This window comes from Rhodanobacter aciditrophus (assembly GCF_042679525.1).
Taxonomy (GTDB): Bacteria; Pseudomonadota; Gammaproteobacteria; order Pseudomonadales; family Marinomonadaceae; genus Marinomonas; species Marinomonas aciditrophus.
Genome location: NZ_JBHTMN010000004.1, coordinates 53,817 through 76,041 on the forward strand (window position 1 = coordinate 53,817; position 22,225 = coordinate 76,041).

At 45.7% G+C, this 22,225-nt stretch carries 22 protein-coding genes and 1 tRNA gene; 18 read left to right on the forward strand and 5 right to left on the reverse strand.

Features of this window, described 5'->3' with window-relative positions; translation table 11 throughout:
• Positions 1–36 precede the first annotated feature (36 nt).
• On the reverse strand, positions 37–1,335 hold the full coding sequence (locus tag ACFQ45_RS03010) for an inosine/guanosine kinase (RefSeq protein WP_377365197.1): 1,299 nt from the start codon (positions 1,333–1,335) through the stop codon (positions 37–39).
• A 70-nt stretch (positions 1,336–1,405) separates the two neighbouring features.
• Between ACFQ45_RS03010 and ACFQ45_RS03015 the strand changes: the two genes are divergently transcribed.
• Both ACFQ45_RS03015 and trxB read left to right on the forward strand, forming a co-directional pair.
• A complete protein-coding gene (locus ACFQ45_RS03015) occupies positions 1,406–2,155 on the forward strand; it encodes a HesA/MoeB/ThiF family protein (RefSeq protein WP_377365199.1) in 750 nt (249 codons plus the stop codon).
• Between the two features lie 127 nt (positions 2,156–2,282).
• Positions 2,283–3,236: a thioredoxin-disulfide reductase gene (trxB, locus tag ACFQ45_RS03020; protein WP_377365201.1), complete on the forward strand. Its 954-nt coding sequence runs from the start codon at positions 2,283–2,285 to the stop codon at positions 3,234–3,236.
• A 73-nt stretch (positions 3,237–3,309) separates the two neighbouring features.
• Here trxB and ppa read toward each other — a convergent pair whose 3' ends face one another.
• The gene (gene ppa, locus ACFQ45_RS03025; RefSeq protein WP_377365203.1) at positions 3,310–3,840 is read right to left on the reverse strand and encodes an inorganic diphosphatase; all 531 of its coding nucleotides are present in this window, start codon (positions 3,838–3,840) and stop codon (positions 3,310–3,312) included.
• 190 nt (positions 3,841–4,030) lie between these two features.
• Here ppa and ihfB point away from each other — a divergent pair, with 190 nt between their 5' ends.
• From ihfB to ACFQ45_RS03050, 5 genes are all read left to right on the forward strand, one after another.
• Positions 4,031–4,351, forward strand: coding sequence for an integration host factor subunit beta (gene ihfB, locus ACFQ45_RS03030; protein WP_377365699.1), 321 nt, complete (start codon positions 4,031–4,033; stop codon positions 4,349–4,351).
• A gap of 66 nt (positions 4,352–4,417) precedes the next feature.
• Positions 4,418–4,738 (forward strand): lipopolysaccharide assembly protein LapA domain-containing protein, encoded by a 321-nt coding sequence (locus ACFQ45_RS03035; RefSeq protein WP_377365205.1) that lies wholly within the window; start codon positions 4,418–4,420, stop codon positions 4,736–4,738.
• A gap of 4 nt (positions 4,739–4,742) precedes the next feature.
• The gene (gene lapB / locus ACFQ45_RS03040; RefSeq protein ID WP_377365208.1) at positions 4,743–5,915 is read left to right on the forward strand and encodes a lipopolysaccharide assembly protein LapB; all 1,173 of its coding nucleotides are present in this window, start codon (positions 4,743–4,745) and stop codon (positions 5,913–5,915) included.
• 21 nt (positions 5,916–5,936) lie between these two features.
• The gene (gene pyrF / locus ACFQ45_RS03045; RefSeq protein WP_377365210.1) at positions 5,937–6,644 is read left to right on the forward strand and encodes an orotidine-5'-phosphate decarboxylase; all 708 of its coding nucleotides are present in this window, start codon (positions 5,937–5,939) and stop codon (positions 6,642–6,644) included.
• Positions 6,645–6,750: 106 nt separating this feature from the next.
• A complete protein-coding gene (locus ACFQ45_RS03050; protein WP_377365212.1) occupies positions 6,751–7,032 on the forward strand; it encodes a ComEA family DNA-binding protein in 282 nt (93 codons plus the stop codon).
• 32 nt (positions 7,033–7,064) lie between these two features.
• Here ACFQ45_RS03050 and ACFQ45_RS03055 read toward each other — a convergent pair whose 3' ends face one another.
• Together ACFQ45_RS03055 and ACFQ45_RS03060 are read right to left on the reverse strand one after the other, a co-directional pair.
• Complete coding sequence (locus tag ACFQ45_RS03055) at positions 7,065–8,792, reverse strand: SulP family inorganic anion transporter (protein WP_377365215.1); 1,728 nt, start codon at positions 8,790–8,792, stop codon at positions 7,065–7,067.
• A gap of 8 nt (positions 8,793–8,800) precedes the next feature.
• A complete protein-coding gene (locus ACFQ45_RS03060) occupies positions 8,801–9,673 on the reverse strand; it encodes an MBL fold metallo-hydrolase (protein WP_377365217.1) in 873 nt (290 codons plus the stop codon).
• 209 nt (positions 9,674–9,882) lie between these two features.
• On the opposite strand from ACFQ45_RS03060, the gene uvrB reads away from it, so the two are divergent.
• From uvrB to ACFQ45_RS03085, 5 genes are all read left to right on the forward strand, one after another.
• On the forward strand, positions 9,883–11,919 hold the full coding sequence (uvrB, locus tag ACFQ45_RS03065) for an excinuclease ABC subunit UvrB (protein ID WP_377365219.1): 2,037 nt from the start codon (positions 9,883–9,885) through the stop codon (positions 11,917–11,919).
• Positions 11,920–11,932: 13 nt separating this feature from the next.
• On the forward strand, positions 11,933–12,118 hold the full coding sequence (locus tag ACFQ45_RS03070) for a hypothetical protein (protein ID WP_377365221.1): 186 nt from the start codon (positions 11,933–11,935) through the stop codon (positions 12,116–12,118).
• 87 nt (positions 12,119–12,205) lie between these two features.
• Positions 12,206–12,282, forward strand: a tRNA-Val gene (locus ACFQ45_RS03075).
• A gap of 296 nt (positions 12,283–12,578) precedes the next feature.
• Positions 12,579–13,961: a formimidoylglutamate deiminase gene (locus ACFQ45_RS03080; protein ID WP_377365223.1), complete on the forward strand. Its 1,383-nt coding sequence runs from the start codon at positions 12,579–12,581 to the stop codon at positions 13,959–13,961.
• The gene (locus ACFQ45_RS03085) at positions 13,954–14,571 is read left to right on the forward strand and encodes a HutD/Ves family protein (protein ID WP_377365225.1); all 618 of its coding nucleotides are present in this window, start codon (positions 13,954–13,956) and stop codon (positions 14,569–14,571) included. The genes ACFQ45_RS03080 and ACFQ45_RS03085 overlap by 8 nt, the downstream gene beginning before the upstream one ends.
• A 75-nt stretch (positions 14,572–14,646) precedes the next feature.
• Here ACFQ45_RS03085 and ACFQ45_RS03090 read toward each other — a convergent pair whose 3' ends face one another.
• Positions 14,647–15,579: an exopolyphosphatase gene (locus tag ACFQ45_RS03090; protein ID WP_377365227.1), complete on the reverse strand. Its 933-nt coding sequence runs from the start codon at positions 15,577–15,579 to the stop codon at positions 14,647–14,649.
• A 597-nt stretch (positions 15,580–16,176) separates the two neighbouring features.
• Between ACFQ45_RS03090 and ACFQ45_RS03095 the strand changes: the two genes are divergently transcribed.
• From ACFQ45_RS03095 to ACFQ45_RS03120, 6 genes are read left to right on the forward strand one after another with little or no spacing between them, the layout of a single operon-like run.
• Positions 16,177–17,346: a methyl-accepting chemotaxis protein gene (locus ACFQ45_RS03095; protein ID WP_377365229.1), complete on the forward strand. Its 1,170-nt coding sequence runs from the start codon at positions 16,177–16,179 to the stop codon at positions 17,344–17,346.
• A gap of 20 nt (positions 17,347–17,366) precedes the next feature.
• Positions 17,367–17,648 (forward strand): STAS domain-containing protein, encoded by a 282-nt coding sequence (locus tag ACFQ45_RS03100; RefSeq protein ID WP_377365231.1) that lies wholly within the window; start codon positions 17,367–17,369, stop codon positions 17,646–17,648.
• Positions 17,641–19,308, forward strand: a complete 1,668-nt coding sequence (locus ACFQ45_RS03105) for a SpoIIE family protein phosphatase (RefSeq protein ID WP_377365233.1) — start codon at positions 17,641–17,643, stop codon at positions 19,306–19,308. Before ACFQ45_RS03100 ends, ACFQ45_RS03105 begins: the two co-directional genes overlap by 8 nt.
• A 9-nt stretch (positions 19,309–19,317) precedes the next feature.
• Positions 19,318–19,683 (forward strand): response regulator, encoded by a 366-nt coding sequence (locus ACFQ45_RS03110; RefSeq protein ID WP_377365235.1) that lies wholly within the window; start codon positions 19,318–19,320, stop codon positions 19,681–19,683.
• A gap of 32 nt (positions 19,684–19,715) precedes the next feature.
• Positions 19,716–21,749 (forward strand): chemotaxis protein CheA, encoded by a 2,034-nt coding sequence (locus tag ACFQ45_RS03115; protein WP_377365237.1) that lies wholly within the window; start codon positions 19,716–19,718, stop codon positions 21,747–21,749.
• Entirely contained in the window at positions 21,727–22,215 is a 489-nt protein-coding gene (locus ACFQ45_RS03120; protein ID WP_377365239.1) for a chemotaxis protein CheW, read from the forward strand. Before ACFQ45_RS03115 ends, ACFQ45_RS03120 begins: the two co-directional genes overlap by 23 nt.
• The last annotated feature ends 10 nt before the right edge of the window (positions 22,216–22,225 follow it).

Genomic DNA, 22,225 nt, shown 5'->3' on the forward strand with positions numbered 1-22,225 from the left:
GGCTGCTTTTTTTATGCCTGCTAAAAGTGCGTTGGTCTAACGCTCCCAGTAGGATTCTTCTAGGCTGTCTTCACGCTCAGGTAAGCCTTTAGAGAGTCTAGGGGAGTTCTGGCTGAGAATCTCATAGCTCACTCGGTTGGCATATTTACAAATTTGAGCAAACGATGAGTAAGCCAAATAGGAGCCATTATGCTTGCTGCTGTTTGGGACTTCTGCTCTGTGATAATTGTTGGCGGCAATATCATGCAATAGGGCAGACAATGCTCCATCCCCTGCGCCGTTAGTATTTCGGATTTTTTCAGGCCCTCCCATGTACGGATCGATATGGGAAAAGACTTTGATGGGGTTTTGACAGTCTTTCTGTCGCTGAGGTCGAGAAAACTCCCACTGGTTAAAGTCTGCAATGGCACCTGATTTGATTGGGTGAGAGGTTTCTCGCTTGTTTGCTTCTTCTGTGTGGCCGCATAGGTACAGGCCTTCAGGCCCTGCGGTCAGTAGCAGCATATCGACCCAATCTAAAGCGATATTGGCCGCTAACAGAGGATTTTGTTCTCCCGTTAGGGCATGGGCTTCTTCTTCATTCATGGCCACTACACAGACGTAGTCTTGAATAATCTGAATGATTTCTTCTCGATATTCTTCCACTAGATGCTGTGTGCCTAAGGTTAAGATCACAGGGATGTTATGCTTGTGGGTGTATTCTAGGCATTTCATTAATGCTGCTTTGATGGGTTTGCCTGCGTGGCGCAGTGGGTAGGCGCAGGTGACAAAAGCGGCGGCGTTAGCAATGATTTCTTCGTCGATGGCCTCTGGAGTAAGCTCGTCCATTTCCCCAGGGGCGATGGCGAAGGTACGTTCTCCATCTTCAGTGATTAGGGTAATGCCACGACCAATATCCCCCTGTACCCCTTGCAGGTGATTCATATCTACCTTGCTACTGGTATGACAAATATAGTGATATTCCGGTGACCCAAGGGTGATGGATTCTGACATGACACCGAGTAACACAGATTTATCATCCGCTAACACGGAGTAGTTGTGCAGGGTGTTACCTATAGTGCCTCCAGCAAAGTGATCTGAGATGCGGTTTTCTTTGACCAATTCATCATAGATTGCAGTCGCTGTGTCTTTGTCGACTAGGTTTGAGAGGCCTTTTCGGATACCATGACGCTCAAGAAAATTCCCCTCTGTTTTCGCGATGACATCTACGATGGTTTCATCGAGTCCTACAATGTAGGTGTCTGCTTTGGGCTGCACTTCGGACTTGGGTAAAGATGTTTTGTCCTGTGCAACAGGGAAGTAGTGTTTCAGTTTGCGACGGCCGGGGAATTTCATGTTTTATCTTCCAACTAAACTTTTGCTTATCTTAGCAAAAAGTTGACCATGCGGGCAGGAAATACTCATCATGAATGATGAAGCGATCAATCGCTACAGTCGACAGATGCTCCTTACTAATTTTGACGTGGACGGTCAGCAGTCATTGCTAGAAAAGCATGCTGTGATCATTGGCGCGGGGGGATTGGGTAATATTGCAGCGGGTTATTTAGCGGGCGCTGGTGTGGGGCGGCTGACAATCATTGATGATGATCAGGTGGAATTGTCCAACTTGCCTCGCCAAATTATGTACGCCGAGAGCGATATCGGTGTCTCAAAAGCCATTGCTTTACAGCAGGCGCTCTTATCACGTAATGCTAGTGCAGTGGTAACGGCTGTCGAAACCCGTGTCAGTGAATCAAATGTCGAAGCGCTGTTATTGAATGCAGATGTGATCTTGGATTGTTGTGATAACTTTCAAACGCGTCAGTTAGTGCATCGTTGGGCCCTCGTGAATAAAGTAGCACTCATCAATGGCGCCGCCATTCGTTGGGAGGGGCAACAGGTGAATTTCCGTTATGATTTAGTTTCTACTCCTTGTTATGAATGCTTGTACCCTGAGCTTTCTGATCAACAATTGAGTTGTAACGTGAGTGGTATTATTGGTCCCGTGGTAGGAGTGGTTGGCGTGCAGCAAGCCCTCGAAGCGATCAAGGTTTTGTCCGGTAAAGGCGATGCGAAGCACGGTATCTTGCGTTTGTTTGATGGTTTAACAGGAGATTGGCGCGCCATGCGATTGAGTACAGATAGCGAATGTGCTGTTTGTCAGGTTGAAAATTAATAGTTAAGCCCTATTTTCTTTATTAAATTAATTCGATGTTTATTTGTTAGTGGTTTTATTATCCTAACGCCAGTTTAAAAAGCCCCGTGGTATTCGTGGCTAGACTTTATTTTAAGGAGCATTCCATATGAGCGACGTTAAACACGCTAAGTTAATGATCTTGGGTTCTGGCCCTGCTGGATACACGGCTGCTGTGTACGCTGCCCGGGCTAACCTGAACCCAGTGATGATCACTGGTATGCAGATGGGTGGTCAGTTAACAACGACTACTGAAGTGGACAACTGGCCTGGTGACGTACAAGGTGTACAAGGTCCAGAGCTAATGGAACGTATGCGTGCTCATGCGGAGCGTTTTGATACTGAGATCGTGTTCGATCACGTCAATAAAGTAGATCTAGAAAACCGTCCATTCCGCTTAGAAGGCGACAGTGGTGTTTACACTTGTGATGCCTTGATCATTGCAACTGGTGCAAGTGCCCAGTACCTAGGCTTGGAGAGTGAGCAGAAGTTTATGGGCCAAGGGGTATCGGCTTGTGCAACGTGTGATGGATTCTTCTACCGTGGCCAAGACGTTGCCGTTATTGGTGGTGGTAATACGGCGGTTGAAGAAGCGCTTTACCTGTCTAACATTGCTAAATCTGTAACTGTTATTCACCGTCGTGATAAATTCCGTTCTGAAAAGATTCTTGCGGATAAATTGATGGAAAAAGCTGCGAACGGCAACGTTAACATCGAGTGGAACAGCGAGCTAGACGAAGTTCTAGGTGACGGCTCTGGCGTGACAGGCATCCGTATCAAAAACCGTGAATCTGGCGACAAGAAAGAGCTTGCGATTGCTGGTTTGTTCGTAGCGATTGGTCACAAGCCAAACACAGACATCTTTGCCGGCCAGCTTGATATGAAAGACGGCTACTTGACCGTTGAATCTGGTACGCAAGGCAACGCAACTCAAACGAGTGTGAAAGGTGTGTTTGCTGCTGGGGACGTGAGTGATCACATTTACCGTCAAGCGATTACTTCTGCGGGCACTGGTTGTATGGCTGCCTTGGATGCAGAGCGCTACCTAGATGGCCTTGAATAAGATCATTTAGGTATGCCCAATAAAAAAGCCGATTCGTTTGAATCGGCTTTTTTGTTTACGGTAATCCGTAAGATTACTGTGCGTTGTAAGCTTCTACGCCTTCAACTAGGGCTTTGCGTGCTTCGTCTGCACTTGCCCAGCCTTCAACTTTTACCCACTTACCTTTCTCTAGCTTCTTGTAGTTTTCGAAGAAGTGTTCGATCTGATCACGAAGAAGCTGAGGAATGTCAGCTACGTCTTGGATGTGGCCGTATTCTTTGCTTAGTTTTTCATGAGGTACAGCAACCAACTTTGCGTCCATGCCTGCTTCGTCAGACATGTTTAGAACGCCCACTGGACGGCAACGGATAACTGAGCCTGCAACCACTGGGTAAGGCGTAATAACTAGTACGTCAACTGGATCGCCGTCATCAGCTAGGGTGTTGTTAACGTAACCGTAGTTCGCTGGGTAGAACATAGGTGCCGTCATGAAACGGTCAACAATCAAAGCATCAAGGTCTTTGTCCACTTCGTACTTAACTGGGTTAGCTTGTGCTGGAATTTCGATGATGACATTGATGTCGTTCGGGACGTCACGACCCGCTGGGATTTGTTTGAAGCTCATTGTTTATGTCCACTTGTGTTAAGTAATGCGGCCAATTATAGAAGCTCACTAAACTGGATGCTAGTCATCGTAAAGTTTAACGAGAAATATTCGTTATAGAATGCTAAAAAAACAATGATTTTTAACTCAATTGTTCGTTAAGTTATTGCTTTCTTTCTAAATTTAGCTAGTCTTAACATGTGATCAAAATATAGTCGAGAGGACAGAGATGACTAAATCTGAGCTGATTGAAACGCTGATAGACCAGCAGTCACATCTGCCAGTGAAAGATGTTGAGCTTGCGGTTAAGGCAATGCTGGAGCATATGTCAGAAGCGCTGGCCAATGGCGAGCGTATTGAGATACGCGGTTTTGGCAGTTTCTCTCTTCACTATCGTGCGCCTCGCGTTGGTCGAAACCCTAAAACAGGCGAATCTGTTGAATTGGGATCTAAATATGTGCCGCATTTCAAACCAGGTAAGGAGCTACGAGAGTTAGTAAACTCTGATGTAGCAGAAAGCGAGCTGAACTAATTTTTTGTCGAAATTTTAGTGGGTCGTGGGCATAATGGACGTTCAGACTACGCTAGCAGGTATCTTATGCTTAAATGGCTAAAGCGAGCTTTACTGATCATTGTTTTAGCTCTTTTCTTATTTATCGCTATTTTCTTCGCCATCCGAAATGACCAGTTGGTCACGCTAGATTTAGTGTTGTGGCAGGGCCCAGTATTGAGTGTGGCCTTATACATGATATTGGCATTCGCTGTGGGTGTAATACTGGCTTTGCTTGCTTCTAGTGCTCTCCTTTTTCGTTTGGAACAGCGACTTAGAAGATCAAATAAACGTATAGCAAAGCAACAAACTGAGCTAGATGCTCTGCGTAAAGCCTCCCTTTCTACTGAACTGACGGAGCGGGAGTAGTCCCTTGACTGAGTGGGGATTATTCTTAGTCCTATTCCTTGCCTTGTTTATTGGCTGGGTATTGGGTCGTCGGCGCTCACCCAAAGCTCTGAAAGAGGAGCTTAAACAAGTTCCTAGCGATTATTTTCGTGGTCTTAATCACCTTTTGAAAGGGCAGCAGTCAGAGGCGATTGATGCTTTTGTAGACTCTCTTGAGGTCAATTCCGAAACCTTTGATATTCACCTGACCTTGGGGAATTTGTTTCGCAAAAAAGGTGAAATTCAAAAAGCCATTAATATCCATCAAAGTCTTCTTGCTAGGCCAGACCTAAGTGCGCGCGATACGCGTTTGGTGCAGTTAGAGCTTGCCAGTGATTTTATGTCTGCGGGCCTGTTAGATCGTGCCGAGCGATTGCTGCTAAACGTTGCCACCCGCAAGACTGAATTTCAAAAAGAAATTTTGGCGTTATTGGTGGATCTATATGAATTTGAGCAGAGCTGGGACAAGGCGATTAAGATCGCAGAACAGCTTCAACTGGAATTCCCAACTAAGAAACAAGCCCAGCGTCTGGCGCATTTTCATTGTGAGCTGGCCCAAGACGCCGTTAAAGGGGATCGTTGGACGGTCGCCTTTCAAGAGTACAAGGCTGCCATCAGCGCAGACTTAGATTGTGTGCGAGCAACCATCGGCTTGGCGGATGTCTACATTCACCAAGGCCGCTTCCGTGATGCCATCAAAGAACTGAAAGCGGTAGCAGATCAAGATCATGAGTTTTTACCCGTGGTCATAACCAAAATCAAAGAATGTTATCGCAAAGTATGGGGCAGCGGCGGTTACATTAAGTTCTTGCAGGATCAACTGGCCAAGCATCCTTCTGCAACCTTAATTAAGGCTCTGGCAGAGCATTATGCAGAAGATGACAAAGAGTTCGCAGAACAGTTTATAATAGACCAACTAAAGGCTCATCCAACGATTCAAGGATTCCAAGAGCTGATTGATATGCAGCGGGCGGACTCGAAAGGACACGATGAAGAGAACTTAAGTGTTCTCTATGAGCTGATTGAACAATTAATAACATCAAAACCCAAATATCGCTGCCGTCAATGTGGTTTCTCCGGGCATCAGCTGCACTGGCAGTGTCCTAGCTGTAAGAGCTGGGGAAGTGTGAAACCGATTCATGGCCTTGAAGGCGAATAATAGATTTACTGAGGATTATAAATGACCTGCCAATCTCCAATTGTAGTGGCCCTAGATTACCCAACGATAGACCAAGCTACTGCGATGGCAAAACGCTTAGACCCGTCTTTATGTCGTGTGAAAGTCGGTAAAGAGCTTTTTACGAAAGCTGGCCCAGCTGTTTTAGATGAGCTTCATGCTCTAGGCTTTGATGTTTTCCTCGATCTTAAATTTCACGATATTCCTAATACTGTGGCAAATGCGGTATCCGTTGCAGCCAAGTCAGGTGTTTGGATGGTGAACGTTCATGCCAGTGGCGGTCGTCGTATGATGGAGGCTTCTGCGAATGCCTTGGCCCAGATTCAAGACCATAATACCTTGTTGATTGCGGTGACGGTTTTGACCAGCATGGACCAGACTGACTTGGTGGAAGTGGGGATTGATTTGTCTCCTCAAGAGCATGTTATGCGCTTGGCAAAACTGGCCAAGTCTTCAGGCATGGATGGGGTGGTGTGTTCTGCACAAGAGTCTTCCATGTTGTCGCAAAATCTTGGTTCAGACTTTGTGTTAGTGACGCCAGGTATTCGCCCAGCAGGTTCTGCTCAAGGTGATCAGAAGCGCATTATGACACCGGCACAGGCCATGGCGGCAGGGAGCCATTATTTGGTTATTGGTCGTCCTATTACTCAAGCGGAAGATCCGATTCAAGTATTAACTTCTGTGAATCAAGATCTAGGGGTTAGCCTCTGATAGTTGAGGATGCTTGAGGTTGTGATATCTTAAAAGCGAGTCCATTGGGCTCGCTTTTTTGTTGGCAAGGTGCCAGCAGCCTTTAATCGACACAAGGAGTGTGATTATGATTAAGTTTCCATTCGTTAAGCGTTTTCTTGTTGGTTTGGTGTTCCTATTCTCGTTGTCAGCCTATGGGGCGGAGCCGTTAGACATTAATACGGCCACTGCAAAGGAGCTGGAGGTTGTCATGTCGGGGGTTGGTTCGGCAAAAGCGGAAGCGATTATTGCGTACCGGACTGAGAACGGTGACTTTAAAAGTATTGAAGAGCTGGTGAATGTAAAAGGGATTGGCTCAAGTATTTTAGACAGTAACCGTGAAGTGATTACGGTTAAGCCAGCAAACTAGTTAGCTGACTTTGATTCCGTCGACTGCAGAGGTTAGGCCTCTGCAGTCCTTTCTGGGCAGAGTGCTTCGTACGCCTGATTTTGCGTTAGGTATATTTTACCGGTCAAATGAGAGAACAGCTCTGTCCCTTTTAGCTTGTCCATGACTGGTCCTTTTACTTCAGTCAAATGCAGTTTAATGCCCGCAGACTTTAATCGATCATTAATCATTTCTAAGCTTTCTAGGGCGCTAGCATCGATCATATTTACCGCCGTACACATGAGAACCACATGCTCAATGCCTGTATGGCTGGCAACAAGATGTGTTATGCGATCCTCAAGTACACGAGCATTAGCAAAGAATAAACTCTCATCAATGCGTACAGTGATAACTGAAGGCTTGGTTTCTACCTGAAACCGCTGCACATTACGGAAGTGTTCTGTGCCAGGGACACGACCTACCACCGCAATATGTGGGTGGCTGGCATGCCATAGAAACAGTAATAAAGATAACCCAACACCTGTGATGATGCCTGCTTCCACGCCCACCAAGAGCACCATGAAAAAGGTTGCGATTAGGGCGTAAGCGTCCTGCTTGGAATAGCGCCATACATTCAAAAAGCCCTTGAAATCGATGAGCTGAACCACTGCGACTATGATGGTGGCGGCGAGGACGGCCTTGGGCAAAAAGTAAAATGCGCCAGTCAGGAATGACAGTGTCACGAGAATTAATAGGGCAGTGAAAACCCCCGTCATGGGGGTTCGAGCCCCTGCATCAAAACTGACGACAGAGCGTGAAAATCCCCCTGTCACAGGGAAGCCGCCACTGATCGCTGAGCTTAAATTAGCTGCTCCTAGGCCCACTAACTCTTGGTTGGGGTCAATGCTCTGACGGCGCTTTGCGGCAAAGGATTGAGCAACCGATACGGACTCAACAAAGCCTACAATGCTAATCAGCATGGCGGCAGGTAGAAGCTCTCTGGCCAGTTGAAGGTCGATGGGTGGTAACGCAATGGGTGGTAGACCACTGGGTACGGCACCGACAATCTTGACGCCAATTTGATCCAAACTAAACAGCATGACCACAAGTGTTGTACAGATAACCACTAAAACCGGGCCTGCTTTAGAGGCCAGTTGTGCCTGATGTTTACTGAGTCCCAACGCTTGCAGCAAGGGATTCAAATACTTGCGTAACAGGTGAATAGCAGCGATAGAGATTAATCCCAAGATAACGGTTGCCCAGTTCAGGTTGGGAAGTTGGGCGTATAGGCTTTCCACCATTTCTAACAGATTATGGCCCGATGCACTGATTCCTAAAATATGCTTGATCTGTCCTAATGCAATTAAGATAGCGGATGCGCTGATGAAGCCTGAGATAACTGGGTGGCTTAGTAAGTTGGCTAAAAAGCCAAGCTTAAATAAACCTAGTGCGATTAAGAACAGCCCCGAAATCGTTGCCAACAGGATCACCACAGCCAGATATTCAGCGGAGCCAGGCGCAGCAAAACCAAGAGCTACTGTACCTGTCATCATGGACACGACGGCCACCGGCCCCACAGCTAAAGTGCGACTTGAGCCGAATAGCGCATAGGCGATCAGTGGAAGAATGCTGGCATACAAGCCTACTGCTGGCGGCAGCCCTGCGAGCATGGCATATGCGAGGCTCTGGGGGATAAGCATGATGGTGACAATAAGGCTCGCCATCATGTCTGTTTGCATGTCGGAGCGAGTATAGACTTTTAACCAGCTCAGGGCAGGGATCAACCGCTCTAATCGGCTCATGTTTGCCTCTACACCAAGTTAATCGGGGTTTTGATATAGCGGGTGCCATTTTCCTCTTCTGGAGGTAGGTGTCCGGCGCGCATATTTACCTGAACCGATGGCCAAATCAGTTTTGGCATGTTCAAGGTCGCATCTTTAGTTGTACGCATCTGGCAGAATTCTTGTTCTGAAATGCCTTGGTGGATGTGTACGTTGTGGGCTTTCTGTTCAGCGACACTGGTTTCCCATTGGTACTCTTGGCGATTAGGGGCTTTGTAGTCATGGCACATAAACAGGCGTGTGGCATCCGGTAACGCGAAAATCTTTTGAATAGAGCGATACAGTGTCGCAGCGTCCCCGCCTGGGAAATCACAGCGGGCGGTGCCGTAGTCGGGCATGAATAACGTGTCTCCGACAAAGGCCGCATCTCCGATCACATAAGTCACACAGGCTGGGGTGTGCCCTGGGGTGTGCAACACGTTAACCGTGGTATTACCTAATGCTAACTCGTCACCTTCATGAACCAGCTTATCAAACTGTGAGCCATCACGAGCAAACATCGGCTCAGCATTGAGCAGTTTACCGAATGTCGTTTGCACTCTAGTGATGTGATCGCCAATGACAATCTCACCGCCCAATGCTTCTTTTAAATAAGGGGCAGCAGAGAGGTGATCTGCATGAACATGGGTCTCAAGGATCCAAGTTAGAGTAAGCTTTTCTGCTTTGATGTACTCAATGATGGCATCAGCAGATTCTGTATTGGTGCGACCGGAGGCATGATCATAATCTAATACGGAATCTATGATGGCGCATTGGCTTGTTGTCTCGTCGGTGACAACATAAGACACTGTAAAGGTTACTTCATCAAAAAACGCTTTGATATGTGGTTGCTTGTTGGTCATCGTCTTAATCCTTAAAAATGGTTATAAGATTATTCTTTAATGTTATATAAAGGAGTTGTTATTAGCAACCTCTAATGTAGAGTCATTTGTGCTAAGTCAGGTTTTCCTTAGTTTTATTTCTTCTAAATAGCGAGACAGGTGAAAAGACGAAGGCCGGGAAATTTGTTAGCCTATGGGATTATCGATCCAAACAGTGTAGGTCAAATAACGTGGCACAAGAGTTTGAAGTAGTTTCTCAGTATGCACCCGCAGGCGATCAGCCGAAGGCCATTGAAAAGCTTATCCAAGGGGTGGATGCGGGTCTGGCCCATCAAACGTTATTGGGGGTAACCGGGTCTGGTAAGACGTTTACGGTTGCTAATGTTATTGCTGGGGTAAAGCGTCCGACTATTATTATGGCGCACAACAAAACCTTGGCGGCTCAGCTTTACGGTGAGTTTAAAGAGTTCTTCCCTAACAATGCTGTTGAGTACTTTGTTTCCTACTATGACTATTACCAGCCAGAAGCCTATGTGGCTGCATCCGATACCTTTATAGAAAAAGACGCTTCGGTGAATGAGCACATTGAGCAAATGCGTTTGTCTGCGACCAAGGCATTATTGGAGCGAGATGACGTTATTATCGTTGCTACCGTTTCTGCTATTTATGGTTTGGGTGATCCTCAATCTTACCTAAAAATGATGCTTCACCTTGATCGCGGTGAGCGCATTGACCAGCGGGCCGTATTACGCCGTTTGGCGGAGCTGCAATACACGCGCAATGATATGGTATTTGAGCGGGGTAATTACCGCGTTCGGGGCGATATTATCGACGTCTTTCCGGCGGATTCTGAAGACGAAGCCATTCGTATCGAGCTGTTTGATGATGAGATCGATGGCTTATCAGTGATCGATCCTCTGACAAACCGCACTATCCGTAAAGTGCCACGTATCACCATTTACCCTAAAACCCACTATGTTACCCCAAGAGAAACCATCCTGGATGCCATTGAGCGGATCAAGAAAGAGCTTGATGTACGTTTACAACAACTGAAGTCCATGGATAAATTGGTCGAATTGCAACGTTTAGAGCAACGCACCAACTACGATTTAGAAATGATGCAAGAGCTTGGCTACTGCTCAGGGATCGAAAACTATTCCCGTTATCTATCTGGAAGGCCGGAAGGTTCGCCACCGCCTACTTTGTTTGATTATTTGCCAGCGAATGCTTTGTTGGTGATTGATGAATCTCACGTAACCGTGCCGCAAATTGGCGCCATGTACAAAGGGGACCGTTCTCGTAAAGAAAACTTGGTGGAATATGGCTTCCGTCTGCCTTCTGCGTTGGATAATCGTCCTATGCGTTTTGAAGAGTGGGAGCAAATCAAGCCCCAAACCATCTTTGTCTCTGCCACCCCCGGTAAGTATGAAGAAGAACATCAAGACTGGGTGGTGGAGCAGATTGTCCGTCCAACTGGATTGATCGATCCCGAGTTAGAAGTACGACCCGTGGCCACCCAGGTGGACGATTTATTGTCGGAGATTAATATTCGCTTACCGAAAGGTGAGCGGGTCTTGGTCACCACGTTAACCAAACGTATGGCCGAGGATTTGACGGATTACCTCCATGAGCACGGCATTCGCGTACGCTATCTGCATTCTGATATTGATACGGTGGAGCGTGTTGAAATTATCCGGGACCTACGATTAGGGGAATTCGACGTATTGGTGGGGATCAACTTGCTGCGTGAGGGTTTGGATATCCCTGAGGTCAGCTTGGTCGCCATTTTGGATGCGGACAAAGAAGGCTTCCTGCGCTCCGATCGCTCCTTGATTCAGACCATTGGTCGTGCGGCTCGAAATGTAAACGGTAAGGCCATCCTCTATGCAGATCGTATTACAGGCTCCATGCAACGTGCTATGGATGAAACCATTCGCCGCCGTGAAAAGCAGCAAGCCTTTAACGAAGAGCATGGCATTGTTCCCCGTGGCATCACCAAGTCTGTGGAAGACATCATGGAGGGGGCTTACAACCCAGGGGCGGGTGGCCGAAACAAGTCCAAACAAACGCGCAAAGTGGCAGAGAAAGTTCAGGATTACCAAATTGATAATATGGACGATGTGGCGGAAGTCAGAAAGGCCATAGTACAACTACAGAAAGACATGATGGTGGCTTCTGAGAACCTCCAGTTTGAACTGGCAGCGGGATACCGTGATCAGATTCGTGGACTACAGAAAAAGCTTAAAGATGTAGGCGAAGCCATCTAAAGGAGATAGGGATATGGCGCTCACACTTCACAACAGAAACATCATTCGCGTGATCGACAATGGCATCATAGTGAACTGCGTCATCTTAAAAATGTGCTTGAATCATGTGGTGGTCAAGTTTCGAGATAAGCAATACAAAGTACCCTACGGCCTCATTGATGAAGTCATAGGACACGAACTCTTAGTACCAGTCGACTGACTCCAAGTCATTGAAAACAAGGGCAATAAAAAGTTGAGTTTAGTGCTTGAACTCAACACCGCGCTGGGTATAATAGCCAGCACTTTTAGGACTATAGCTCAGTTGGTTAGAGCGCTACCTTGACATGGTAGAGGTCAGCAGTTCGAATCTGCTTAGTCCTACCAAAATTTATACTTACATATCAGTAAGTTACGAAAGCCGAACTCTAGGAAACTAGTGTTCGGCTTTTTTGTTTTTGTCACAGCGTCTGAGTTTTTTGCTAGAAAATGATTGAGCGTGTAAATCATATGTATGTACAAGTTTTTTGTAACTTAAAATCAGATTCTTTTTATACCTATAAGACGAGCCAAAGGACTAGCATTTATGACGGTCGCTTGTGACCATTAAGTTTTGAATTAGTTGTCTATACAATTGATTTTGATTACACTGAAATCAAGACCAATGTATGGAGCGCGTTTTCATGACCTCAAGTCCAGTGGCTCAAACCTATTTTGCTGAATTAGCGTGGCTCTCGTCCGGTTGGGCCCGCAATGTCACTTTAAAGGTATGTGGCGGAGTGATTCACTCGGTTACACCAGACAGTCTTTACCAAGAAGGGGCTGTTCGTTTAACGGGGCCGGTGTTGCCGACGATTGCTAATTTGCATTCCCATGCATTTCAGCGGGTTATGGCAGGTATGGCTGAGGTGAACCTGAATCCAAATGACAGCTTTTGGAGCTGGCGCGATCTGATGTACAAGGTGGTGCAAAAACTTACCCCTGACGATGCCCGTGTGATCGCTAAAAAGCTCTACATTGATATGCTGAAAGCGGGCTATAGCCAAGTGGGGGAGTTTCATTATTTGCACCATGATGTGGGTGGTCACGCCTATGGTCAGGTGACTGAAATGGCCCAGCAGCTGATCGCCGCAGGGGGTGAGGCAGGCATCGGTGTTACCCTGTTGCCAGTACTGTATTCCCATTCTGGTTTTGGTGGCCAAGCCCCCAATGAGGGGCAAGCACGTTTTATTCATTCCACAGACAGTTACCTAGCGCTACATCAAGCGAGTGAAACCATGCTTAATGGCTCTGATCGGCATAAATTGGGCATCTGTTTCCATTCATTACGCGCTACAACTCAAGATCAAATAGAACAAGTGTTAGGGGCCTTGGATTCTCAAAAAGTCGTTCATATCCACATTGCTGAGCAGCAAAAAGAAGTGCAAGACTGCTTGGCTTGGAGTGGTCAACGTCCTGTGGAATGGCTTCACAATCATATAGGCTTAGATTCCCGCTGGTGTCTTGTTCACGCGACCCATTTAAACGATGGGGAACTTAATGCCATTGCCAGTAGCAAAGCCGTAGCAGGTCTTTGTCCCACTACGGAGGCTAACCTTGGGGATGGCATTTTTCCTGGAGTGGACTTTGAGAACCTTGGTGGTATTTGGGGCGTTGGCTCCGATAGTCATGTGAGCGTCTCTCTGGTCGAAGAATTAAGAACGTTTGAATACGGTCAGCGTCTTCGTGATCAGCAACGTAATCGACTCTATCGAGGGGATCAAACGTCTGTGGGGGATAATTTATTCCAACAGGCATTGCTTGGGGGCAATCAAGCCTGCGATGTGGCACTCGGACTTGCTGCTGGAAATAGAGCCGATTTTATGGTGCTAGGGGAGCATCCGTTTCTTCAGCTTGAGCAACCACAAGATGTGTTGAATCGCTGGTTATTTGCCACCAATGAAAACCTCATTAAAGATGTGTTTGTGGCAGGGCAACAAGTGATTAAAGACTTCCGTCACGCGAGTGATGAGCAGAGTAGTCGAGAATTTGCACAGGTGATTAAAAAGGTCGTCTACGATGCCTAGTATTAAACCGTGGTTTACCATTCTTGAGCCCGATGAGTATCTTTGTATGCCATGGAAAAATGGCCTTGGGGAAACCCTCGAGATTCATAAACATGAGGATGATCAAGGGCTGCGTTATCGAATCAGCCAAGCCGCAGTGACCGATGATGGGCGCTTCTCTGACTTTAGTGGTTTGCAGCGAACCCTGCTATTGCTTCGCGGTCAAGGCATGACTTTAACGCTTCAGGAAGGATCAAGTGTGACCCAGCATGAGCTGTTGCAGCCCCTTGATCAGGCAAGTTTTGATGGGGGCACATTAACGGACGCTCGACTCCACGGAGGTCCTATCGATGACTTAAATATCATGGTAAGAGCCAATGACACCCTAGCAAATGTGCTGTCCATGACAGCTCCAGAGATATGCCCAATCCTGTCAGAAGCCGCTTTGCTATGCGGTTTCTATGCCTTAGAGACAGCGACTTTTGCCGTGACAGGCGATATGACTCCGTCCTTTGTTAGTGTGCCTAAAGGTGGTTTTATAGAGTTCCACGGGGCTAGTCCAGTACAACTTAATAGTGGCCGAGGGGCTTGGATTATGATTGAAAAAGGTAGATTGGATTCAAGGACGTAAAACAAGCTTAAACTGGTGTTAAAACGCCCCGATGTACTTCTCTTAAAATGAGTTAAGACATCGGGGCGTTTTGTTTTAGCCGTCTTGATTGATCTTTTTAATGATATCTTGCAGTGCTTGCTCTGCTTGATCATTGTCTACTTGGCAGGTGCCAGCGTTCATGTGGCCGCCACCGCCATACTCTAAGCACAGCTCGCCCACATTGGTATTCGATGAACGGTTTAGGATGGATTTACCCACTGCAAATACGGTGTTCTGCTGCTTCAATCCCCACATCTTATGGATGGAAATATTGCAGTCTGGGTACAGGGCGTAAATAACAAAGCGGTTTGTGGTGTAGATGGTCTCTTCGTTAAGTAGATCCAGTACCACTAGGTTGTCATATACCGTTGCACAGCGCTGGATTTGCTCTTTGGCCTTGGCGTCATGTTCCAGGTACAGGTCCACTCGCTCTTTCACATCCTCAAGCGCTAGGATTTGATCAATAGTGTGATTTTTACAGTAATCAATTAACTGCATCATCAACTGGTAGTTGGAGATACGAAATTCACGGAAGCGTCCAAGTCCAGTGCGAGCATCCATAATAAAGTTAAGTAGTACCCAGCCAGTTGGGTTAAGGACTTCGTCTTCGTTAAATTGCGCGGAATCACCTTTATCAACGGCATCCATCATGTCGGTGGAAATTCCGGGAAATTTTTCCTGACCGCCATAGTAGTCATAGACGACTCGAGCAGCGGAAGGCGCTTTAGCATCAATAATATGGTTTTCGATATTGCTGTCGTTGCGGACGGTCTCACTTAAATGATGGTCGAAGGCAAGATGGCAGCCCGGCACATAAGGAAGGTTAGTGGTGATGTCATTGGCATTGATCTCAACTTTACCGTCTTGCATGTCCTTAGGGTGAACAAACAAGATGTCATCAATCAGATCCAAGTCCTTTAATAAAACGGCACAAACTAAGCCATCAAAGTCACTGCGGGTCACTAATCTGAATTTTTCGTTACTCATAATTTGGTCTCATCCAACGCTTCATGTGTTAGTTATGAGATTGAGTGTACCAGTACTCGCCTGTTAATGAATTGAGATAAGTGCAACAGTTTGTTAATTGGGTGTGACTAAGGCAAAACCTGCAATGCTTAATGATCCTTAGGCCCCTATGAAAGACAAGGGTACCTGATTGTTTTTTATTAGGATTTAAAGGATGGGCATGACGAATGCCAGATTTTGAACTAATGTATTTATGGAAAAGTGCGATGATGTTTGACTTCATGGGCTGCTCTCTATTTATACAGACCAATTTACTCCATAGGCTGGTTGTATAAATAGAGACCAGCCCAGTAAGAAATGGCAATGTTACTGTGAGGAAGTGTAAAAATTATCTGGGGTTATGTAGTAATTGCTTCTGCGTTATTCCTGTTTGAAATCAATCTACTATAGAATATAGCTAGCATGAACATACTAACTGTTTTATGGTTTGTTTACAGTGTGCAAATTTTGTGGCTGCATGCTCTGGATAAGTTTGATCATAAGTGGACAACTTGCTCGAGTGTGTTTTTGTCTCAGATAAATACTATTTGCAACAGTGATCTTTCATAAGGAAAGCAAATGTTCAAATCTTCTCTTATCCATCTTTTTGCAGTGGCTGTAGCGGGCACATTGGCTTGGTCAGGCTTTATGTGGGAAGCCTTTGCCATTCTAACCTTGTCTGGAATCTTGCTGATTTTTCTTGCTCGCCCCAAATCTCATCAAGAAACCCAAACCAACGATAATCCGTTATCTGATAGCAATGATCATGCCTCTGACTCACCCAAAGAGTCCACACTAGGTCAGGTTAATCATTTATTTAATGAAGAATTAGTACCACTGTTAGATGTCTGCAGTGACGACTTAGGTAACGTGTTGTCCACTCAAAAAAGTGCGGTGGACCTCTTGAGCCGAGCTTTTGAAGAAACCCATCAGCTTATCCAGCAGCAGTCCACCTGTATCCGTGCTTTGATTGAGGACACCAGTGATGGCAGTGGAGAGCATTACAGTGATGTGATGCGACGTTTTGCTGGACAAACCGCAACGACTTTAGACAAGTTCATTGGAAGTACTGTGGAAATGTCTGCTGCGTCCATGGAGCTGCTTAATCAGGTTAATCTAATTCACGATGAGATGCCTGAAATTACCAAAGCTTTAAAAGACATTGATGACATTGCGGATCAAACTAACTTATTGGCATTAAACGCTGCAATCGAAGCAGCCCGTGCTGGGGAAGCGGGTCGTGGCTTTGCGGTTGTGGCGGATGAAGTACGCTCTCTTTCAAATCGATCCTCTGGGTTTAGTGATGCCATCCAGGCGCGATTGCAGAAAATGCAGAACCAAGTAGGTGATTTGACTCGCTCCATGGAAAAACTAGCAGCTCATGATGTGACTTACATCATGGAATCGAAAAAATCCATGAATTCAGCTTTGGAACACATAGTAGAAAAAGCCGTGGCGGATAGCCAAGTAACGGCTGAGTTGGATGTATTGTCTGGCAAGTTAGAAACGTCTATCCATGATGCAACTCGTGGGTTGCAATTCGATGATATCAATGGGCAGAACTTGCAATACACCATAGATACTTTGGAATTCATTGCCGAACAGGTACAAAGTCTTAAAGACCATAGTGTTGACGATATTGAAGCCGTGTTAAAAGAAAAGCTCGAATCGATAAAACAACGCAGTTTGCAAAAGCATAACCCTGTATCGCAACAAGATATTGAAAGTGGAGATATCGACCTTTTCTGAGCAGTATAAGAGGATCCAGCATGTCCCAATCTAGTGTTATTACCATCCCAGAGCGATTTGATTTTGGTACCCACAAATGGTTTACCGAAACCTATGACAAAGCTTTGTCTGCTAACGTTAAAGAGATCGTTTTAGATTTTTCCCGCGTGAACTACGTTGATTCTTCTGCGTTAGGCATGATGGTGCTTTTGCACCGCAAAATGACAGCCCAAAATTGCAAAGGCACTATTCGCAATCTAGGAGGTACGGCAAAAGATATTCTTGATATGGCGAACTTCTCGACTCTTTATCGTTATGAATAATGTACCGCGGGTTTTATTACTCGAAGACAATTCCACTACTAGGGTGCTAATTGCCAGTGCCATGAAAGCCCATGGCGTGGAAGTGATTACAGCGACGAGCCTGAAGGAAGTTGAAGCCTACATCGATGATGATTCCATCGATTTGTACCTTATGGATATCAATTTGCCAGACGGTATGTCTTCCGCCTATGTGCCGCGGATCGTATCCCAGAGGCCTTTGATCCCTGTGTTAATGATGACTGCGGATCAAGATTATTCTCAAGTGGCGAACTTCTTTAAAGCGGGCGTAAAAGATTTTATTACTAAACCGATTAACCCCTCTTTATTGGTCGCAAAGGTGTTTAGTTTTCTTCGCAATGCAGATGACAAGCGAGCATTACTCGCAGCGAAGGAAACCTATCAGAAAATTTCCGACGAGAAAGCCCAAGAAGAAGAGTTGGCTTTTCATGTCTATGACTACATCCTAAAAACCCATGCTCACAATATTACCGGGGTCAATGTCGCAAACCGTTCCAGTGGTAAATTTTGTGGCGACATTTTATTGAGTGCTAAGGCTCCCAACGGCAACTTAATCATCATGTTGGCGGACGCCACAGGACATGGCATGGCGGCAGCCTTGACCATCTATCCTATTGTCACCACCTTCAGTGCCATGGTATCGAAAGGTTTATCCCTAGGAGCCATTTTACTAGAGCTAAGTGAAAAACACTCTCAGTCCATTCCAAATAACCGTTTTGTAGCGTCTATTTTTATCGAAATTAGTCCTGCAACGAACACCATTAAATTTTGGAATGGAGGCATGCCTAAAATATTAGCGTTTGATGAGAATCGTCAGCAGATTGAACAAATCGCTTCTAAAAATATGGCCATCGGGATTTTACCGACAGACATGGTGAGCACTCAGCTAGAAACCTACCACTTAGATTCAGTGAAGCATTTATGCTTTTTTAGTGATGGATTGATCGAGAACAAAATCCGAGATGGCGCAGGATTAACCTTTGATCAGTGTTATGACATTATTGCTGAACAGTTTGATGACCCAGCTGGTGCGGTAGAAACCATGCTAGCCTTGGAAGATCTAAGCACTATTTCAGAAAGTGATATGGACGATATGACCATTTGCCATATCGACATTCAGAATACCGTTCAGGCCCTGAGAGAAGAGTCTAATTATAGGGCTTCCATACCTGGTCAATTCGAGTTTAATTTCAAGTTACAAGGGCATTCACTGACAAACGAACGCTTACCATTTAGTGTCTCTGAAATGCTCGAAGGGTACGGCTTTAAAAAAGAGTTTTGTCAGCGAGTATTCACAGTCACGACAGAGCTGTATACCAATGCTGTCGATCATGGGGTGTTCAATATTGACTCAGCCCTAAAATCACAGAATTTCATCGAATATATTGATGCCCGTTCCAAAGCCATGGAACAACTGTCAGATGATCAATTCGTTATCGTTGGCATTCGATGGGAATCGGAAGGGCAAAAATTACATATTAACGTTGCGGACTCGGGAGTCGGTTATCGTCCTCATGAGTTGGAGGATGATCAAGATATGACTAAGGCGTATGGGCGTGGTCTGGCCTTGGTTAAATCCTTTTCGGAAACGTTTAATTATGATCCAAACACAAATTCAACCCACATTGCTTTAATTTACTAGGGGATACAAATGAGCAAGAAGTTACTAATCGTCGACGACTCACCATCTGTACGCCAGATGGTAGAAATGACGCTAAAAAGTGCAGGATACACAGTGAAAGCGGCTAAAGATGGCCAAGAAGCTTTGGGTTTTTGTCGTGTCGAGCGTTTTGATTTTGTTCTTACAGACCAAAACATGCCAAATATGGACGGTATTACCCTAATTAAATCTCTCAGAGCGATGACGGCCTATGCTCGTGTCCCATTAATTGTACTGACAACAGAAGCCAGTGATGCCATGAAACAACAAGGCAAGGCTGCTGGAGCAACAGGTTGGATGGTCAAACCGTTTGATCCTAAGAAACTACTCGACGTTGTAGCAAAAGTACTGGGATAGAAACTGAACGTTTACGTGGGTTGGGATAGTGTATGGATGAGCTAAGTCAATTTAATGAAGTGTTTTTTGAGGAAGCTCAAGAGCACTTAGAAACAATGGAAACGCTGCTGCTGGCTTTCGATATCGATGCACCGGATATCGAAGAGTTGAATAGTGTGTTTCGCGCGGCGCATTCCATTAAAGGTGGTAGTGGCATCTTTGGGTTTACTGCTATGACTGGTTTAACCCACGTAATGGAAAATATGCTGGACTCAGCACGTAACAGTGAACTGGCACTGACCAGTGAATTGATTACGGTGCTGCTGGAAACCACAGACGTATTGAAAGATATTCTCGACCGTTATCGTGGAGAAGAAGAGATTGACTGGGAGGCAGTAAAGTCCGCCGAAGCCACCATTGAAGCCGCTCATTTACAAGCCACTGCTGATCAGAGTGGTGTCCGTGAAGCAAATTCAGAGCCCGTTCAAGAAAGTCAGACAGATGAAGATGATGGCTTTGGCTTCTTCACTGAAGAGCCTGAAGACTCAAATGACGATGATGGATTTGGTTTCTTTGATGCTCAGGAGACGTCATCAGAAGACGAAGGCTTTGGGCTGTTTGAAACAGAAAAACCCGCAGAAGACTTTGGCTTTTTTGATGACGCTTTAAATGAAAAATTGGAAAAAGAAGCGGCCGAAGAAGATCAAGGTTTTGGTTTTTTTGAAGCGGTTGACCAGCCTGCAAATACTGAGACAACTCCAAGTGAGAATGCCTCAAAGCCTACTGAACCCGTAACGCCTTCAGCTCCTGAGTCCCCTCAAAAGCCTGTCCCCTCAGCGCCTACTAAAAAAGCGCCCGCTAAAACAACGGGTGAATCTAAAACAGAAGCCACTAGTATCCGGGTAGAAACCAATAAAATAGACAAATTGGTTAACTTGGTGGGTGAGTTAGTCATTACCCAGTCGATGCTCAATCTGATCGGTAACGAAGTACAAGACAGTATTGTTGAAAAAATGCAGTCCGCTTTGGTTGAGCTCGAGCGTAACACTCGGGAGATTCAAGAAGCGGTAATGTCTGTGCGGATGTTGCCCATCTCGTTTGTTTTTAATCGCTTTCCTCGTCTAGTGCGTGACCTATCAGTGAAATTGGAGAAAAAGATTGAGCTGGTGATCGAAGGTGGTTCAACTGAGATCGACAAAAACCTTGTGGAGAAAATTTCCGATCCGTTAACACACTTAATTCGAAACAGTATTGATCACGGTATCGAAATGCCCGACGTACGTCGTGCCAATGGCAAAGATGAAACCGGTATCGTGAAATTAAGTGCCGCTCAAAAAGGTGGTGAAATTGTTATTTCCATCACTGATGACGGTGCGGGTCTTAACCGTGAGCGAATTCTTAACAAAGCCTTAGAAAAAGGCATTTCTTTGCCCGATCCTCTTACCGATGAAGCGATCTGGCTATTGATATTCTCCCCAGGCTTTTCGACCGCAGCAGAGGTCACGGATGTCTCTGGACGCGGTGTTGGCATGGATGTGGTAAGGCGAAATATTGAGTCTCTGGGCGGTCGAGTCACAATCAGTTCCACCCAAGGTAAAGGTGCGGAGTTTAAGATCAACTTGCCACTCACTCTAGCCATATTGGATGGCATGTGTGTGGAAAGCAGTGACCAAATTTTCGTGGTACCGTTAGTCAATATTGTTGAGAGTATCCAGCCCTCAAAAGACCAAATTAAAATCATCAAAAACCGTCCATTATTGTGGGTTCGAGATGAGTACTGGCCTCTAGTGGATGTCGGCAAAACCTTATGTGGTAGTGATTCGTCTTATAATATTGAACAGGGCATCGTTGTCCTTGTTGAAACAGCTAAAACCCGCTTCGGTTTGATGGTTGATAATCTTGTCGGACAGCAGCAGGTGGTGATTAAGAGCCTAGAACGACACTATAGACGAGTGGAAGGTGTCGCGGGTGCAACTATTATGGGTGATGGCAGTGTGGCACTCATATTGGATGTGGATTCACTCACTCAATTTATTCATTCAGATGTTAAGGGAGAGCTTTCTCATGTCAGTAACTCAGCAGGCTAACGTGAGCACCATGCCCGCCAAAGAATTTCTTACGTTTGTGTTAGGGGATGAGACCTATGCCCTAGACATCATGACGGTGAAAGAAATTCGCGGTTATGAGATCGCCACCAAGATCGCAAATGCCCCAAGTTACATAAAAGGTGTCATTAACTTGAGGGGGGACATTGTTCCTATCATCGATTTACGTATTAAATTCGGTATCGGTGAAGCCACTTACAATGAGTGGACCATTGTCATCATGTTAAATGTAAAAGATCGCATCGTTGGCATTGTCGTTGACGGCGTCTCAGATGTAATGAATCTTGAAGAAGATGACATCAAGCCCGCTCCAGAATTTGGCGTAGCGTTTGATAGCCGATACTTACATGGTTTAGCAGCCATAGAGGATTTGATGGTGATTATTGTTGATATTGAAGAGCTTATTTCAAGTGACGAGCTTGGGCTTTTTGATACGGCAGCGGTTTAGTAGCGCAGCC